This is a genomic window from Nocardia sp. NPDC004340 (assembly GCF_053602575.1).
Window position 1 is genome coordinate 169,690 of the sequence record NZ_JBSGDW010000005.1, and the last position, 14,506, is coordinate 184,195.

Here is a 14,506-nt window from a genome sequence, read left to right on the forward strand (position 1 = left end):
AGAGCGGTGGCTCGAACGTGCCGATGACGTAACCCGAATCTAGTGAAACAAACACACTTCAAACGACGGCGAGCTGGGCTAAGGTGTCGGCGCATAACCCGATCCTGATGGAGGCTCGTACATAATGAAGATCGCGCTCGGAACGGTCGGCTTCGTCGCCGCCGGTCTCTTCCTCACCGCCCCCGCCGCGAATGCCGAAGTGCCGCTGCAGAACATCGACATCGGCATCACCGGCTCTGGCATCGGCACCGGCTCGGGCACCAGCGGGTGCAGCACCGGCGTCGGCACCGAGATCGGCCTCGGCTCGGTCGGCGTCGGCTCGTCCATCCCCGGCGGCCCGTTCCTCGACCTCGGTTCGGTCTGCGTTCCGCTGGGCTGATACCCCCAGGCGTCGCCACGCCGGCATGAGCAGGCGCAGTGACGCGCCCGGTAGCGGGACCGCAGCCCGCGCCGGGTACCCCTCGAAGAACTTCGAATCAGGCCTGCAGTGCCGCCAGAACCTGGTCCTGCAGATGCGAATTGGTCGCCACCGCGCTGCCGCCGTGCGGCCCGGGATTGCCGTCGAGCGACGTGAAGGTGCCGCCCGCCTCGCGAATCAGAATGTCGAGCGCGGCCATGTCCCACAGCGACAGCTCCGGCTCGGTGACGATGTCCACCGCACCCTCGGCCAGCAGTGCGTAGCCGTAGAAGTCGCCGTATCCGCGCACCCGCCACACCTCGTCGGTGAGCGCGATGAGCTTGGCGCGGCGGCCGATGGCCCGCCAGCCGGACAGGCTCGAGATCGCCAGACTGGACGCCCCCAGCTCCGCGATCGCGGACACCGAAATCGCCTTGGGCTCACCCTTTTCGAAGGTGCTCCACGCGCCGTGGCCCGACGCCGCCCACCAGCGCCGCGACAGGCCGGGCGCGCTCACCACGCCCACCACCGGCACGCCGTCCTCGAGCAGTGAGATGAGCGAGGCCCACACCGGCACGCCGCGCACGAAGTTCTTGGTCCCGTCGATCGGATCGATCACCCACTGCCGCCCGGTGAACTCGGCGTCCCCGCCGAATTCCTCGCCGAGCACCAGATCGTCGGGACGCTCGGCCGCGAGGACCTCCCGCACCATCCGCTCGACCGCCAGATCCGCGTCCGACACCGGCGTCAGATCCGGTTTCGAATCGATCTTCAAGTCGAGCGCCCCGAACCGCTCACGGGTGATCACATCGGCCGCGTCGGCCAGCCTCAGCGCAAGTTCCAGGTCAGCGGAGTATCCGGTCACCCCGAGCACGTTAGTCCTCCCCCGTTAACTCCGGGTGTCCCACATCCCCAACGACCGGTGGCACACCGGTGCCGGGAGCGGCCGCGAATTCGCCGGTCGGTGTGCCACCCGGTCGGTCAGGCGCTGACAGCGTCCTGCCGGGCGGTGCTGAGCGCGGTTGCCCACCAGTGCAGCTGGGTCAGCAGCCGGTCGGCGGCCTCCTCGTACTCGGCGGGTTCGATCAATGTGCCCGACTGGTCGAACAGCAGGTAGTAGCGGGAGAACGAGAGGTAGTTCCGCACCGTGTGGGCGTTCAACTCGTTGAACACCGCGCGCAGACCCTCGATCGCCAGCAGCCCGCCGGACCCGCCGCTGTAGCCGACGAATCCGACCGTCTTGCGATCCCATTCGGTGACATGCCAGTCGATAGCCGTCTTGAGCGACGACGGGAAGCTGCGGTTGATGTCGGGCGTGACGACCACGAACGCGTCCGCCGCCGCCAGCCGCGCGGCCAGCTCGTCGCCATTGCCGGGGCGGGCCGGATTCGGCTCCATCGCCATCGGGATCGCGGGCAGTTCGTGCGGCAGGTTGTAGTCGGCCAGATCGATCACATCCACCTCGAACGCGCCGTGGACGCGGGCCCGCGCGGCGAACCAGTCGGCCACCACCGGTCCGAAGCGTCCCTCCCGGACGCTGCCGATGATCACCGCGAGGCGCAGGGACGTGCTGGTCATGAGGGTCTCCTTGGGGGATCCTGTGCGGCCGGTCGGCCGCTCGGGATCAACTCTGCGAGTTCGCAAGACCGGTAGGGAGACCACGCTGAGGGTGGTAGTGGCAGGGACACCCTCAGCGGCCGCCTTGGTTGTTACCGTCGAAAACGTGAGTGAGAACGAGCTGGGACTGTTCCTGCGCCTGCGCCGCGAGGCCGTCACACCCGCCGAGGTGGGCCTGCCGACCGGTCCGCGGCGGCGCACGCCCGGACTGCGCCGGGCCGAATTGGCCACGCTCGCGGGTGTTTCCGTGGAATACCTGACCCGCCTCGAGCAGGGCCGCGACCGGCATCCGTCCTCGCCGGTGCTGATCGCGCTGTCCGACGCGCTCCGACTGACCCCCGCGCAGCGCGTGCACCTGCTCGGTTTCGCGAAGGCGGGGGATCCGAACTTCAACTGCCGCGGCGCATCCGGGCCCAACCGCCGCATCCGCCCGGCCGTGCAGGCCATGCTGGATCAGCTCGAGCCCGCGCCCGCGGCGGTGATGAACCGCCTCACCGAGATCCTCGCCGTGACCGACGGCTACCGCGCCCTGTTCGGGCCGATCGGCATGCTCGACGACGGACTGCCCGGCAATTACGCCCGCTACGTGCTGTCCGATCCGCGCGCCCGGGAGTTCTACCCCGACTGGGAACACAAGGCGGACAAGGTGGTCGCCACCCTCAAACAGGGACCCGGCCGCGCCGACCCGCACGTGAACGCCCTGTTCGACGAACTCGCCGAAACCCTCGGCCCCGAATTCACCGACCGGCTCGACACCATCCCCGGCCTGCCCGACACCAATGGCGTCGGCCGCCTCGAACACCCCGAGGCCGGGTCACTGCGCCTGGCCTACGAAACCCTGCACTTCTCCGCGGACGACGACCAGACCCTCATCGTCTACCTCCCCGCCGACGACGCCACCGCGACCGCCGTGGACCGCCTCGTCGGCCGTCGCCCCGGCGGCCTGCGCGCCGTCGCGGGGTGAGCAGCGCGGCCACGAGCCGCCGAAGTTTCGGAGTAATGGACCGCCCCGGTAGATTGGAACACCGTGCATCCTGACGTCTCCGCTGATCTGGCCGAACTCGACACGACTCTGAAGACCATCGAGTCGGTGCTCGATATCGACGAGCTGGCTCGCCGCATCGACGAGCTGGAACACCAGGCGGCCGACCCGGAGCTGTGGAACAACCAGGAGCACGCGCAGAGCGTGACCAGCGAGTTGTCGCACGCGCAGGCCGAGATGCGGCGGGTCAAGGATCTGCGGCAGCGGCTCGAGGACCTGCCGGTGCTCTACGAGCTGGCCGAGGCCGAGGAGGGCGCGGACCAGGTCGCGGCGCTCGCCGACGCCGACGCCGAGCGGTCCTCCCTGCACGCCGATATCGAGGCGATGGAAGTCCGGACCCTGCTCTCGGGCGAGTACGACAAGCGTGAGGCGCTGGTCAATATCCGTTCCGGCGCGGGTGGCGTGGACGCCGCGGACTGGGCGCAGATGCTGATGCGCATGTACGTGCGCTGGGCCGAGGGGCACAAGTACCCGGTCGAGATCTATGACACCTCTTACGCGGAAGAAGCGGGCATCAAGTCGGCGACCTTCGCGGTGAAGGTGCCCTACGCGTACGGCACGCTGTCGGTGGAAATGGGCACGCACCGACTGGTCCGTATCAGCCCGTTCGACAACCAGGGCCGCCGCCAGACCTCCTTCGCCGAGGTCGAGGTGCTGCCCGTCGTCGAGACCACCGACCACATCGAGATTCCCGAGGGCGAGGTCCGCGTCGACGTGTACCGCTCCTCGGGCCCGGGCGGCCAGTCGGTCAACACCACCGACTCCGCGGTCCGCCTGACCCACATCCCGACCGGCATCGTGGTCACCTGCCAGAACGAGAAGTCGCAGCTGCAGAACAAGATCTCGGCCATGCGCGTGCTGCAGGCCAAGCTGCTCGAGCGCAAGCGGCAGGAAGAGCGCGCCCAGATGGACGCGCTCAAGACCAACGAGGGCGCGTCCTGGGGCAACCAGATGCGCTCCTACGTGCTGCACCCGTACCAGATGGTCAAGGATCTGCGCACCAACTACGAGGTCAACAACCCCTCCGCCGTGCTCGACGGCGACATCGATGCTTTCATCGAAGCCGGAATTCGTTGGCGCATGCGAGAGCAGTCGGCCAACTAGATCAACTCGGCTCGCCCGCTCCGCACGACGGAGGGGAGCGGAGGCACTATGAACACAGAATTCGGGAATTGGCTGCGGTCCAGCGGTTTGGAGATCGTGCTGCTCATCGTGGGCACCATGCTCTTCAGCCGCGGCGCGAACTACGTGCGGGACCGGATCACCCGGCGCATCGACGCCGGATTCCGCAGCAGTGACTCGCTGGTGCGATCGGAGGCGTCCAAGCATCGGCACGCGCTGGCCCAGGTGATCACCTGGGTGGTGCTGTCCATCGTCTACTTCCTGGTCTCGCTGGAAGTGTTGCGGCGCTTGGGCTTCGAGCTGGGCGGACTGGTCGCCCCGGCCGCCGTGCTGGGTGCCGCGCTGGGTTTCGGCGCGCAGCGCATCGTGCAGGATCTGCTCGCGGGATTCTTCCTCATCACCGAAAGGCAGTACGGCTTCGGCGATGTCGTGCGGATCGCGGTCAGCGGGAACTCCGCGGAGGCCGAGGGTACGGTGGAGGACGTCACGCTGCGCATCACCACCTTGCGCAGCGCGGACGGCGAAGTGGTCATCGTTCCCAACGGCCAGATCGTGAAAGTGACCAACCTGTCCAAGGATTGGGCGCGCGCCGCCATCGATGTGCCGGTGCCCGCCACATCCGACATCAACAAGGTCAACGAAGTCCTGCGCGATGTCGGGGCCAAGGCGTTCTCCGATCGCAAGCTCAAGGCCCTGCTGCTGGACCAGCCCAGCGTGATGGGTGTCGAAGATCTCACCGTCAATCAGATGAACATCAAGATGGTGGCCCGGACGCTCCCGGGCAAACAGTTCGAAGTCGGGCGTGAGCTCCGTGTGCGGGTGGCCGCGGCACTGCGCCGGGAGGGTATGGGTGTCGGTGCCGATCAAGCGAATCCGTAAGTCCACCGCGATCCTGATGGCCGTGTGGGTCGCCACCTTCGCGCTCTACGTACTCGTCAAGCCCGCCGGACACGAGCCCAAGAACGCCCCGCCGATGGTGAACACCGTGCTCAGCAACTATCTGCCAAACACATCGGAGCACACCCAGCGCTGACCCCGCGTCCGCGCGGTGTAGTCGGCCGCGCGGTCGTGCTGGCTACACTGGCTCCCCGTGATAACCCTGCGCAACGTCACCAAGTCGTATCAGACCTCGACGCGGCCGGCGCTGGACAATGTCTCCGTCGATATCGAAAAGGGCGAGTTCGTCTTCGTTATCGGGCCCTCGGGCTCCGGAAAGTCCACGTTCATGCGGCTGCTGTTGAAGGACGAGAAACCGACCACCGGTGAGGTGTGGGTCGCCGACTTTCGGGTCGACCGGCTGCCGGGGCGCAAGGTTCCCAAGCTGCGCCAGCGCATCGGGTGCGTCTTCCAGGACTTCCGGCTGCTGCAGCAGAAGACGGTGGAACAGAATGTCGCCTTCGCGCTGGAGGTGATCGGCAAATCGCGAGCATTCATCAATCGGTCGGTGCCCGAGGCGCTCGACATGGTGGGACTCGCGGGCAAGGCCGACCGGCTGCCCGGTGAACTCTCCGGTGGTGAGCAGCAGCGCGTCGCGCTCGCCCGCGCCTTCGTGAACCGGCCGCTGGTGCTGCTGGCGGACGAACCGACCGGCAACCTCGACCCGGAGACCAGTCAGGACATCATGATGCTGCTCGAACGCATCAACCGCACCGGAACCACGGTGGTCATGGCCACCCACGACAACACCATCGTCGACGCCATGCGCCGGCGCGTGGTCGAACTCGATCGCGGACGCATCGTGCGCGACGACGAGATGGGCGTCTACGGGGTGGGCCGATAATGCGCGCGGGATTCCTGTTCAGCGAGGTCTTCACCGGCCTGCGCCGCAACGTCACCATGACCATCGCCATGATCCTCACCACCGCGGTGTCGCTGACCATGCTCGGCGGCGGCCTGCTCGCGGTCCGGATGGCGGACAAGATCCAGGACTACTACGTCCAGCGCGTGGAGATCCGGCTGTACCTCGACGACCAGGTGTCGAAGACGGACCCGGACTGCACCGGGCAGCCGTGCGCCTCGCTCATGGCGGATCTGAAGAAGCACGACTATGTGGCGAACGTGCAGTTCATCAATAGCTCGGACGCGGTGAAGGAGGTCAAGGAGACCACCTTCAAGGATCAGCCGGGACTCGCCGACGAGGTGAGCAAGGACGGACTGCCCGCCTCGTTCCGGGTGAAGCTCGACGACGTCACCAAGTACCGGTCCATCTACGACGACTTCTCCAAGCGGCCCGGCGTCATGACCGTGCTCAATGACATGGACATCGTGGACCGGCTGGTCAGCTTCTTCGTCGGATTGCGCAATGCCGCCTTCGGGTTGGCGGCGCTGCAGGCCCTGGCCGCTTTGATGCTGATCGCCAATATGGTGCAGGTCGCGGCGCTGGCCCGGCGGACCGAGGTGGGCATCATGCGACTGGTCGGCGCCACGCGCTGGTACACGCAGCTGCCGTTCCTGCTGGAAGCCGTGCTGGCGGCGCTGGTGGGATCGGTGCTGGCCGTGGGCGGTCTGTTCGTGGCGCAGCCGCTGGTGATCAACCGGGCGCTGGGGTCGCTGTTCAACGATCAGGTGCTGCCGCGGATCACCGGCGACGACATCGCGGCCGTGGCCATGGTCGTCACACCGATCGGTATCGGATTCGCCGCTCTCACCGCGTATGTCGCCTTGCGGTACTACGTGCGCGAGTGACGGGGTGCGAAGTTCTCGAGCGGGCACCGGTCGTCGGATGGTGTCCGTAGGATTGCCGTCGTGAGTGCGCCGGAGGTCGAGACCATTGACGGGAACCTGGGTGATGCCGGAAGTGATCCGGCACACCAGGTTTTGCGGAAGACGTTCGGGTACGACAATTTTCGCGGGCCGCAGCGGGAGATCGTCGAACAGGTGATCTCCGGCGGCGACGCCCTGGTGCTCATGCCCACCGGTGGCGGCAAGTCGCTGTGCTATCAGATCCCGGCGTTGGTGCGCCCGGGCGTCGGCGTGGTCGTCTCGCCGCTCATCGCGCTCATGCAGGACCAGGTCGACGCGCTCACCGCGGTGGGCGTGCGGGCCGGGTTCCTGAACTCCACGCAGTTCCCCGACGAACGGCGCACGGTCGAGGCGCAATTCGTGGCGGGGGAGCTGGACGTGCTCTACCTCGCACCCGAGCGGCTGCGGCTGGAGTCCACCGCCCAGCTGCTGGACCGGGGCAAGATCTCGGTCTTCGCCATCGACGAGGCGCACTGTGTGTCGCAGTGGGGCCACGACTTCCGGCCCGACTATCTGGGCCTGTCCATGCTGCACGAACGCTGGCCGGACGTGCCGCGCATCGCGCTCACCGCCACCGCCACCGAGGCCACCCGCAAGGAGATCGCCGAACGGCTGGACCTGCTCGAGGGGCGCGGGGCCAAACACTTCGTGGCCAGCTTCGACCGGCCCAATATCCAGTACCGGATCGAGGGCAAGAACCGGGCCGAGCATCAGCTGCTCTCGTTCATCCAGAACGAGCACGCCGGCGACGCGGGCATCGTCTACTGCCTGTCGCGCAATTCGGTGGAGAAGACCGCGGCGTTCCTGACCGCCAACGGTGTCGAAGCGGTGCCGTACCACGCCGGTCTGGACAACCAGACCCGCGCGACCAACCAGTCGCGGTTCCTGCGCGAGGACGGCCTGGTCGTGGTCGCCACCATCGCCTTCGGCATGGGTATCGACAAGCCGGACGTGCGGTTCGTCGCCCACCTGGACCTGCCCAAATCGGTGGAGGGCTACTACCAGGAGACCGGCCGCGCCGGGCGTGACGGGCAGCCGTCCACCGCGTGGATGGTGTACGGCCTCAGTGACGTTGTGCAGCAACGCAAGATGATCGACTCCTCCGACGGCGACGCCATGCACCGCCGTCAACTGCAACTGCACCTGGAGGCCATGCTCGCGCTGTGCGAGACCGTCCAGTGCCGCCGGGTCCAGCTGCTCGCCTACTTCGGGCAGCAGGGGGAGCGCTGCGGCAACTGCGACACCTGCCTCAACGCGCCCGAGGCGTGGGACGGCACCGTGTCCGCGCAGAAGGTGCTCTCCGCCGTGCTGCGGCTCAAGCGGGAACGCGGGCAGAGCTTCGGCGCGGGGCACATCGTGGACATCCTGATCGGCAAGCGCAATCCCAAGGTGGAGCAGCACGCCCATCACGAGCTGAAGGTCTTCGGCATCGGCACCGAGCTGCGCGATATCGAATGGCGCGGAGTGATCCGCCAGCTGCTGGCGCAGGGGCTGCTCGCCGTGCACGGCGACTACGGGGTCCTGACGCTCACCGAATCCAGCAACCAGGTGTTGTTCGAGAAGCGGCAGGTCATGCTGCGGCGCGAGCCCGAACGCAGCAAGGCGGCCCGAACTTCGAAGCCCGCCAAGGGTTCCCGCCTCGCCGCCGGCGACCTCAGCAAGTCCGATACGGACCTGTTCGAGAAGCTGCGGGCGTGGCGTGCGGCCACCGCCAAGGAACAGGGCGTGCCCGCCTACGTCGTCTTCCACGACGCGACATTGCGCGACATCGCCACCCGCAAGCCCGCGACGATGTCCGATCTCGCGAGCATCTCCGGCATCGGTGAGAACAAGCGCGCCAAGTACGGCGAGGGCGTGCTCGAGGTGGTGGCAGGCGATGGTGGCGCGATCGGCTCTGCCGGTGCCGCACAAGGTGATTCGCCGAGGATCGCCGCCGATGCCTCGGCCGGGGGCGGCGCGACGGGTGCTGTCGCGGATGGTCGTTCCTCGGGCGTGACGGGAACGGCAAGTTCTGCAACGGCTTCCAAGGCGGCGGCGAGCGGTTCGAGGTTCGCCACGGGATCCACGCCGGACACCGGTTCACGGGGCAGCAGTGGCACGCGCCAGGCCGGGGCGGCCACCCGCGGCCCCGCGCAGCGCTCGACCACGCCTGAATCGCGGCGTACGTCCGGCTCCGGTGCGCCGACCGGCGCGGGTAGGGGCTCGAATCCCGCGCCGTCCGCCTTCGCTCCGGTCGACGACATCCCCTGGCCCGATGAGGCCCCGCCGGACTTCGACGACCTGCCGCCGGACTACTGATCGGGCGGGCGTTCCGATGAGACACGACATGCCGCAGGTCGCGGCAGAGATCCTCGCGCACCTGCGGGCGGCCGGCTTCCCGGCCGAGGGCTCGCAGAACCGGCAAGTGCTCGCCCTGGCCGAGGAGACAGGCGAGTTCGTCGGCGCGTACCGCCGCTGGTCCGGACAGGCCCGCCGCACAGGCACATTCGAGGAGATGCGGGCCGAGTTGGCGGACGTGGTCATCTGCGCGTGGCTGACCGCCGAGGAGCTGGGCATCGATCTCGACGCCGCGATCGCGGACAAGCTCGCGGTGATCTTCGATCGCGGTTGGCGTGACGAGGTCCCGGAGAGCTGATCTCGGGCGGGCCCCGTAGCGCTCCGCAGGCCTGTCAACAGGCGATTTGGTTGCTGGGCGGCGGCACGATAAGCTTTCGGAGCTGCCGCGGTCCACGGATCGCAGCGAGCGACCTGGTCCCGTCGTCTAGCGGCCTAGGACGCCGCCCTCTCAAGGCGGTAGCGCGGGTTCAAATCCCGTCGGGACTACTGTGAAAGGCCCTTCAGTGAAAACTGAAGGGCCTTTTCGCATTTCATGGCCGTTCTTCCCGTCGCCGGAAAATCGTTGGCGCGCATCGCGATGCGCTGGCTACCTTTATCTCGGCCGCTACTCAGGGGCGCACCGGAATCTCCGGACCGCGTTCCCCGCATCGGGGGTGGCTACTCCCTGGTGACGCAGATTCCATCTGCCGAGGTTCGACTCCTTGACGTGATGCGCCCTGACCGGTCGTGGGCGGTATCGCGGCTCTGCGAGCTCTCCGTCCCCGGACGGGGGAGGCTCCCGCCGTGTGCCGTGATCGGTCAGGGTGTGTCCGGTCGTGCCCGATGCCAAGCGAGGGAAGGAGATTGGGATGTTCACGAAGACGATGTTCACGAAGACGTATGCGACTGTCATGGATTGGCAGCGCACCCTGCTGTACCGCGACGGTGTCCTGGAGCGGACGCTGGAGCCGGGCCGCCACCGCTACGACGAGAAGCGCTGCAAGCTCGTCACCGTCGATATGCGCCCGCGCATGCTCCAGGTCGTCGGCCAGGAGTTGCTGACCTCGGACGGCCTGTCGCTGCGCGTCAGCTTCGCCGCGGACTGGGCGGTCACCGATCCGGTGGCGTTCACGGTCGCGGCGCAGAGTGCCGAGGTGGTGCTGTACGGCGCGGTCCAGGAGGTCGCGCGCGACCTGGTGGCCGCGCACACCCTCGACGAGCTGGTCGCCGATCGCGCACTGCTCGGTTCCGGGACGGCGACGGTCGCGGCCGCGGTCGAGCGGCTCGGCATCCGGGTCGACGCCGTGCGCGCCAAGGACCTCATGCTCCCGGGCGAGCTCCGCAAGGCCGCCCTCGAGACGGTCCTGGCCCGTGAGCGCGGCCGCGCCGAGCTGGAGCGGGCCCGCGCCGAGGCGGCCGCACTGCGGTCGCTGGCCAACACGGCCAAGCTGCTCGCCGACAACCCCGTCCTGCTGCGACTGCGCACCCTGCAGGTCGCGGCATCGCCGGGCGCGAAGGTCGTTCTCGACGTGCGTGAGGAAGCCTGACGGTGATTTTGCTTGCATCATGAAATCGAATGCGCTTAAGCTCACTTTCATGATGCAAGCAGAATCGGCGCGCAACTTCACCACCACGTTCTCGGTGGATCGGTCTCCTCAGGAAGCCTTCGAGGGCATCGTCAATGTCCGAGGCTGGTGGTCCGAGGATGCCGAGGGCGTCACCGATCGGGTCGGCGGCGAGTTCGTCCACCGCTATCAGGACGTGCATCGCTGCACGGTCCGCGTCACGGAATTGGTGCCGGGCCGTAGGGTGGCCTGGCTCGTCGTGGACAACTACTTCAATTTCATCGAAGACCAGGCCGAATGGAAAGGCACCGAGATCATCTTCGAGATCACCGAGAAGGGCGGCGGGGCAGAGGTTCACTTCACCCACGTCGGCCTGGTGCCGCAGTACGAGTGCTACGACGTGTGCTCGAACGCCTGGGGCGGGTACCTCGGCGGCAGCCTCCGTAACCTGATCAATACCGGTACGGGACAGCCCAACCCGGCAGCGGGCGGCGCCGCCCCGTCCCACCAGGACGCGGCCTCCGAGTTGCGCGCCGAACGCGCACTCGACGGCCGGTCCGGGTAGAGCGGGGGATCAGGCCAGGGCTGTGGTGTGGTTCTGTTCCCACACCTGGATGTGCGGGCCGAACTCGCTGAGGAAGGCCTGCACGTGCGGGGTCGAGCCGTGATCGTCGAGGGCCTGGCGGGAATCCCAGTGCTCGAAGCACAGGAACAGCGACGGGTCGTCGTTGTCGCGGTAGAACTCGTAGGTGTGACAGCCGGGCTCGGCCAGGGTGGGTGCGGTGAGCGTCAGCATGGCCTGCGCGACCTGGTCGGCGGCGGCGGGATCGACCTTGATGCGGATGAAAGCCGTATGCACGGAGGTCCTTTCGAGGAGGGTCGCTGTGAACTGGCTCACGCCAGCACCGGTTTCATGAGTAACACCGGGCCGCCCGGTCCGGACTGGGCGCGTCCCGGCCACCGGAACCCGGCGAGACCATCCGTAAGCTGGTTGGGAATTCCGACCGGCGACGGGACGATAGAGGAGACATGAAGGAAAAGGGGCGCAAGGTCATCGCCAGCAACAAGAAGGCGAGGCACAACTACGCGATCCTCGAGACGTTCGAGGCCGGCGTGGCGCTGGTCGGCACCGAGGTGAAGAGCCTGCGCGAGGGTAAGGCCTCGCTGGTCGATGCCTACGCCTCGATCGACGACGGCGAGGTGTGGCTGCGCGGCCTGCACGTGCCCGAATACGGTCACGGCACCTGGACCAATCACGCCCCGCGTCGCACCCGCAAGTTGCTGCTGCACCGTCGCGAGATCGACAAGCTGCTCGGCAAGACCAAGGAGTCCAGCCTCACCCTGGTCCCGCTGTCCATGTACTTCTCCGACGGCAAGGTGAAGGTCGAACTGGCTCTCGCCAAGGGCAAGCAGGACTACGACAAGCGCCAGGACCTGGCCCGACGCGACGCCGAACGCGAGGTCACCCGCGAACTCGGCCGCCGCATCAAGGGCATGCGCGGCTGATCCGTCCGTTCGCGCGTTAATGGAATGAACCAAGGTTTGTGCGGTGTTAGGATAGGTAGCCCGGTGAGAGCCGGGAAGTTCATCTGAATCGGTGAACACAGACGGGGCTGAACGGTTTCGACTGCGTACGTTGATTCAGGGGAAGCGTGTCGGTGCAGGCAGGAGACCACCGTATAAGCGTCGCTGTAACCCTATAAGCGCCGATTCTCATCAGCGCGACTACGCTCTCGCTGCCTAAGCAACGAAGCGTGTCTGTCAGCCCGGGTTCGCCCTCGACCCGGTCCCTGGCATCAGCTAGAGGGCTCTACCGTCCGGCGCGGTCGCGGCGTCGGATGGGACATCTAACAGCGACTGGGATCGTCATCTCGGCTTGTTCGCGTGACCGGGAGATCCGAGCAGAGGCATAGCGAACTGCACACGGAGAAGCCCTGAAGATGCGGCGGAGGACCCGGGTTCGATTCCCGGCAGCTCCACCTCGAGGCTCCCGACCTGATCCAGGTCGGGAGCCTTTTTCATGCCGCTCTATCGGCGGCCGAACACCTCATACGTGCCCAGCTCGTGGGTGACCTCCTGACGCCAGGACACGATGCGCCAGCCTTCCGGGCCGCGCCGCACCGTGGCGTGATACCAGCCGAACACCTCGTATTGCAGATCCGGCCGCCCCTGTCCGATGTGGTGAACCCGCATTTTGGCTGTCACAGTGCCTGTTTCGCCGTCGATGGCGGCCGACTCGTTGCCCATGAGGTGCTGCGTCGGCCCGCAGCCGTCGAGATACCCGCGAATCATCCCGGCCAGATTGTCTCGGCCCGAGGCGATCTCACTACCCGCGTAATCGGCCGAGACATCCGGGCTGAACACGGTATCCAGCGCCGCCCAGTCCCGCCGGTCCAGGGCGTCCGCATATCGGTGCAGTAGTCCGATGACTTCTGTCGCATCACTCATCCGCCGGACGCTAGCCGCACCCACCACGCCCGCCCGGCTCCGTCCTGATCATCGGGATACGGAGCTACTTCGACGACCGGGTCTGAGTGCAGCGCACTCGCTGTGCAAGGTCAGCGAAATCGACTGTGCGCGTGGTATCGACGACGATCACGGGAGTCAGTCCCAGCGGGGCAGCCTTCGCGGCCCAGTCATCCCAGTTCTCGGACAAGCTCAGCAGGTCCTGGTGAACAGCCGCACGCTGTCTCGACGCGTACCGAGCTCTGGCGATCTCCGGAGGAACATCGCACCAGATCTCCACCACCCTGCGTACACCGGACCTTTCGATCCCCGACCTCGCGAAGCCCAGATCGCGCGGCCTGAACCACCACGAATCGATCACCACGTCGGTTGATGACTCTCTCGCCAGCGCCCACACCGTGTCCATAGCGATCCCACCAAGCTTCGCCCCGCCGACAGCTCCGCCCGTACTTTCCGCCAGCCCTTCTTTGACGATGTCCTTGGATAGGAACGAGGCATTCAGATTGAGCGCCAGTTCGGCGCCCAAGGTTGTCTTCCCCGAGCCCGGAAGTCCGTTGACCAGCACCAGAAGTCGGTTCACGGCGGTGCGCTCCATGTCAGTAGACGTGTCAGGTTGTTGTCAGGGCGCTGTCAGTCTGCCCGGCGAAAGTGTGTCCATCGAACAAAACGACCGGGACCGAACCGGTTGGGATCACCAAAGATTCGAAGGAGACACGACATGTCCATCACCCTGACCGACCAGGACAAGAGCACCATCCGCACCGCCGCCTACGGCGCGGTCGCGCTGCTTTCCGCCGCCGGCGCACCGCACAAGGGGAGCAGCCAGGGTTCCATCGCCCTCACCTCCGCGACCGGTGTTGTCGGGCACGTGCTCTCCACCCGGGCGCGTGACGTCCACCTGGACGGCAAGAACGTTGCCGAGCTGGCTGATCAGGTGCTGCCCGCACTGACGGCGGCGATCACGTTGCTCGGTGCGCAGGATCCGGCCGAGGCCGCCAACTTCCGTGCCACCGTGTTGGTCGCGGTCGAGGCCACCGCGCAGGCCAAGGGCGATCCGGGCCCGGCGGTGACCGCCATGGCCGGCAAGATCGCCGTTGCTCTCGACGCCGTGTAACCCACAGCTCCCTATGTTCGGCCAGGCCACGCCGACCTCATTCGGTCGGAAGTGGTTGCCGGACAGTTGAATACCGGGTCATTCGGCGTCACCCAAATCGTCTACGACGTCGTGCGCTGAACGAG

17 protein-coding genes, 1 tRNA gene, 1 other RNA gene and 1 pseudogene are annotated in these 14,506 nt (G+C 67.0%); 15 read left to right on the top strand and 5 right to left on the bottom strand.

What is annotated here, in order from left to right; translation table 11 throughout:
* Positions 1–124 precede the first annotated feature (124 nt).
* Positions 125–379, top strand: coding sequence for a hypothetical protein (locus ACWEOI_RS21780; RefSeq protein WP_433667459.1), 255 nt, complete (start codon positions 125–127; stop codon positions 377–379).
* A gap of 97 nt (positions 380–476) precedes the next feature.
* Here the strand turns inward: ACWEOI_RS21780 and hisN are convergent, their stop codons facing one another.
* Entirely contained in the window at positions 477–1,262 is a 786-nt protein-coding gene (hisN, locus tag ACWEOI_RS21785; RefSeq protein ID WP_357086635.1) for a histidinol-phosphatase, read from the bottom strand.
* Positions 1,263–1,378: 116 nt separating this feature from the next.
* Positions 1,379–1,975, bottom strand: coding sequence for an NADPH-dependent FMN reductase (locus tag ACWEOI_RS21790; protein ID WP_452360775.1), 597 nt, complete (start codon positions 1,973–1,975; stop codon positions 1,379–1,381).
* A 145-nt stretch (positions 1,976–2,120) separates the two neighbouring features.
* Here ACWEOI_RS21790 and ACWEOI_RS21795 point away from each other — a divergent pair, with 145 nt between their 5' ends.
* From ACWEOI_RS21795 to ACWEOI_RS21845, 11 genes and pseudogenes are all read left to right on the top strand, one after another.
* Entirely contained in the window at positions 2,121–2,978 is an 858-nt protein-coding gene (locus ACWEOI_RS21795; RefSeq protein WP_433667455.1) for an MmyB family transcriptional regulator, read from the top strand.
* Between the two features lie 63 nt (positions 2,979–3,041).
* Entirely contained in the window at positions 3,042–4,160 is a 1,119-nt protein-coding gene (prfB, locus tag ACWEOI_RS21800; protein WP_452360776.1) for a peptide chain release factor 2, read from the top strand.
* Between the two features lie 48 nt (positions 4,161–4,208).
* Positions 4,209–5,057 (top strand): mechanosensitive ion channel family protein, encoded by an 849-nt coding sequence (locus tag ACWEOI_RS21805; RefSeq protein WP_452360777.1) that lies wholly within the window; start codon positions 4,209–4,211, stop codon positions 5,055–5,057.
* Complete coding sequence (locus ACWEOI_RS21810) at positions 5,035–5,211, top strand: hypothetical protein (RefSeq protein WP_433667449.1); 177 nt, start codon at positions 5,035–5,037, stop codon at positions 5,209–5,211. Before ACWEOI_RS21805 ends, ACWEOI_RS21810 begins: the two co-directional genes overlap by 23 nt.
* A 57-nt stretch (positions 5,212–5,268) precedes the next feature.
* The gene (gene ftsE / locus ACWEOI_RS21815; protein WP_433667447.1) at positions 5,269–5,958 is read left to right on the top strand and encodes a cell division ATP-binding protein FtsE; all 690 of its coding nucleotides are present in this window, start codon (positions 5,269–5,271) and stop codon (positions 5,956–5,958) included.
* Complete coding sequence (gene ftsX, locus ACWEOI_RS21820; RefSeq protein ID WP_357286737.1) at positions 5,958–6,863, top strand: permease-like cell division protein FtsX; 906 nt, start codon at positions 5,958–5,960, stop codon at positions 6,861–6,863. Before ftsE ends, ftsX begins: the two co-directional genes overlap by 1 nt.
* 84 nt (positions 6,864–6,947) lie before the next feature.
* Positions 6,948–8,798, top strand: a pseudogene (gene recQ, locus ACWEOI_RS21825) (DNA helicase RecQ); the annotation flags it as partial.
* A 448-nt stretch (positions 8,799–9,246) separates the two neighbouring features.
* Positions 9,247–9,555, top strand: a complete 309-nt coding sequence (locus ACWEOI_RS21830; protein ID WP_452360778.1) for a MazG nucleotide pyrophosphohydrolase domain-containing protein — start codon at positions 9,247–9,249, stop codon at positions 9,553–9,555.
* A gap of 115 nt (positions 9,556–9,670) precedes the next feature.
* Positions 9,671–9,743 (top strand) — tRNA-Glu (locus ACWEOI_RS21835).
* Between the two features lie 362 nt (positions 9,744–10,105).
* On the top strand, positions 10,106–10,783 hold the full coding sequence (locus ACWEOI_RS21840) for an SPFH domain-containing protein (RefSeq protein WP_433667442.1): 678 nt from the start codon (positions 10,106–10,108) through the stop codon (positions 10,781–10,783).
* A gap of 49 nt (positions 10,784–10,832) precedes the next feature.
* Positions 10,833–11,366, top strand: coding sequence for an SRPBCC family protein (locus ACWEOI_RS21845; RefSeq protein ID WP_452360779.1), 534 nt, complete (start codon positions 10,833–10,835; stop codon positions 11,364–11,366).
* A gap of 9 nt (positions 11,367–11,375) precedes the next feature.
* Here ACWEOI_RS21845 and ACWEOI_RS21850 read toward each other — a convergent pair whose 3' ends face one another.
* The gene (locus ACWEOI_RS21850; RefSeq protein WP_452360780.1) at positions 11,376–11,699 is read right to left on the bottom strand and encodes a putative quinol monooxygenase; all 324 of its coding nucleotides are present in this window, start codon (positions 11,697–11,699) and stop codon (positions 11,376–11,378) included.
* Positions 11,700–11,830: 131 nt separating this feature from the next.
* On the opposite strand from ACWEOI_RS21850, the gene smpB reads away from it, so the two are divergent.
* Both smpB and ssrA read left to right on the top strand, forming a co-directional pair.
* Positions 11,831–12,307, top strand: coding sequence for an SsrA-binding protein SmpB (gene smpB / locus ACWEOI_RS21855; RefSeq protein WP_040860814.1), 477 nt, complete (start codon positions 11,831–11,833; stop codon positions 12,305–12,307).
* Between the two features lie 103 nt (positions 12,308–12,410).
* Positions 12,411–12,783, top strand: a transfer-messenger RNA (tmRNA) gene (gene ssrA, locus ACWEOI_RS21860).
* A 46-nt stretch (positions 12,784–12,829) separates the two neighbouring features.
* Here the strand turns inward: ssrA and ACWEOI_RS21865 are convergent.
* Positions 12,830–13,249: a nuclear transport factor 2 family protein gene (locus tag ACWEOI_RS21865; RefSeq protein ID WP_452360781.1), complete on the bottom strand. Its 420-nt coding sequence runs from the start codon at positions 13,247–13,249 to the stop codon at positions 12,830–12,832.
* 64 nt (positions 13,250–13,313) lie between these two features.
* Positions 13,314–13,847 (bottom strand): AAA family ATPase, encoded by a 534-nt coding sequence (locus tag ACWEOI_RS21870; protein WP_452360782.1) that lies wholly within the window; start codon positions 13,845–13,847, stop codon positions 13,314–13,316.
* A gap of 138 nt (positions 13,848–13,985) precedes the next feature.
* Here ACWEOI_RS21870 and ACWEOI_RS21875 point away from each other — a divergent pair, with 138 nt between their 5' ends.
* Positions 13,986–14,381 (top strand): hypothetical protein, encoded by a 396-nt coding sequence (locus ACWEOI_RS21875; protein WP_452360783.1) that lies wholly within the window; start codon positions 13,986–13,988, stop codon positions 14,379–14,381.
* Positions 14,382–14,506: the final 125 nt, after the last annotated feature.

What these genes read in the sequence shown, in the direction of transcription:
- ACWEOI_RS21780 (WP_433667459.1), top strand. Translation starts at nt 125, where the DNA reads ATGAAGATCGCGCTCGGAACGGTCGGCTTCGTCGCCGCCGGTCTCTTC.
- ACWEOI_RS21790 (WP_452360775.1), bottom strand. Translation starts at nt 1,975, where the DNA reads ATGACCAGCACGTCCCTGCGCCTCGCGGTGATCATCGGCAGCGTCCGG.
- ACWEOI_RS21805 (WP_452360777.1), top strand. Translation starts at nt 4,209, where the DNA reads ATGAACACAGAATTCGGGAATTGGCTGCGGTCCAGCGGTTTGGAGATC.
- ftsX (WP_357286737.1), top strand. Translation starts at nt 5,958, where the DNA reads ATGCGCGCGGGATTCCTGTTCAGCGAGGTCTTCACCGGCCTGCGCCGC.
- ACWEOI_RS21830 (WP_452360778.1), top strand. Translation starts at nt 9,247, where the DNA reads ATGCCGCAGGTCGCGGCAGAGATCCTCGCGCACCTGCGGGCGGCCGGC.
- ACWEOI_RS21840 (WP_433667442.1), top strand. Translation starts at nt 10,106, where the DNA reads ATGTTCACGAAGACGATGTTCACGAAGACGTATGCGACTGTCATGGAT.
- ACWEOI_RS21845 (WP_452360779.1), top strand. Translation starts at nt 10,833, where the DNA reads ATGATGCAAGCAGAATCGGCGCGCAACTTCACCACCACGTTCTCGGTG.
- smpB (WP_040860814.1), top strand. Translation starts at nt 11,831, where the DNA reads ATGAAGGAAAAGGGGCGCAAGGTCATCGCCAGCAACAAGAAGGCGAGG.
- ACWEOI_RS21865 (WP_452360781.1), bottom strand. Translation starts at nt 13,249, where the DNA reads ATGAGTGATGCGACAGAAGTCATCGGACTACTGCACCGATATGCGGAC.
- ACWEOI_RS21875 (WP_452360783.1), top strand. Translation starts at nt 13,986, where the DNA reads ATGTCCATCACCCTGACCGACCAGGACAAGAGCACCATCCGCACCGCC.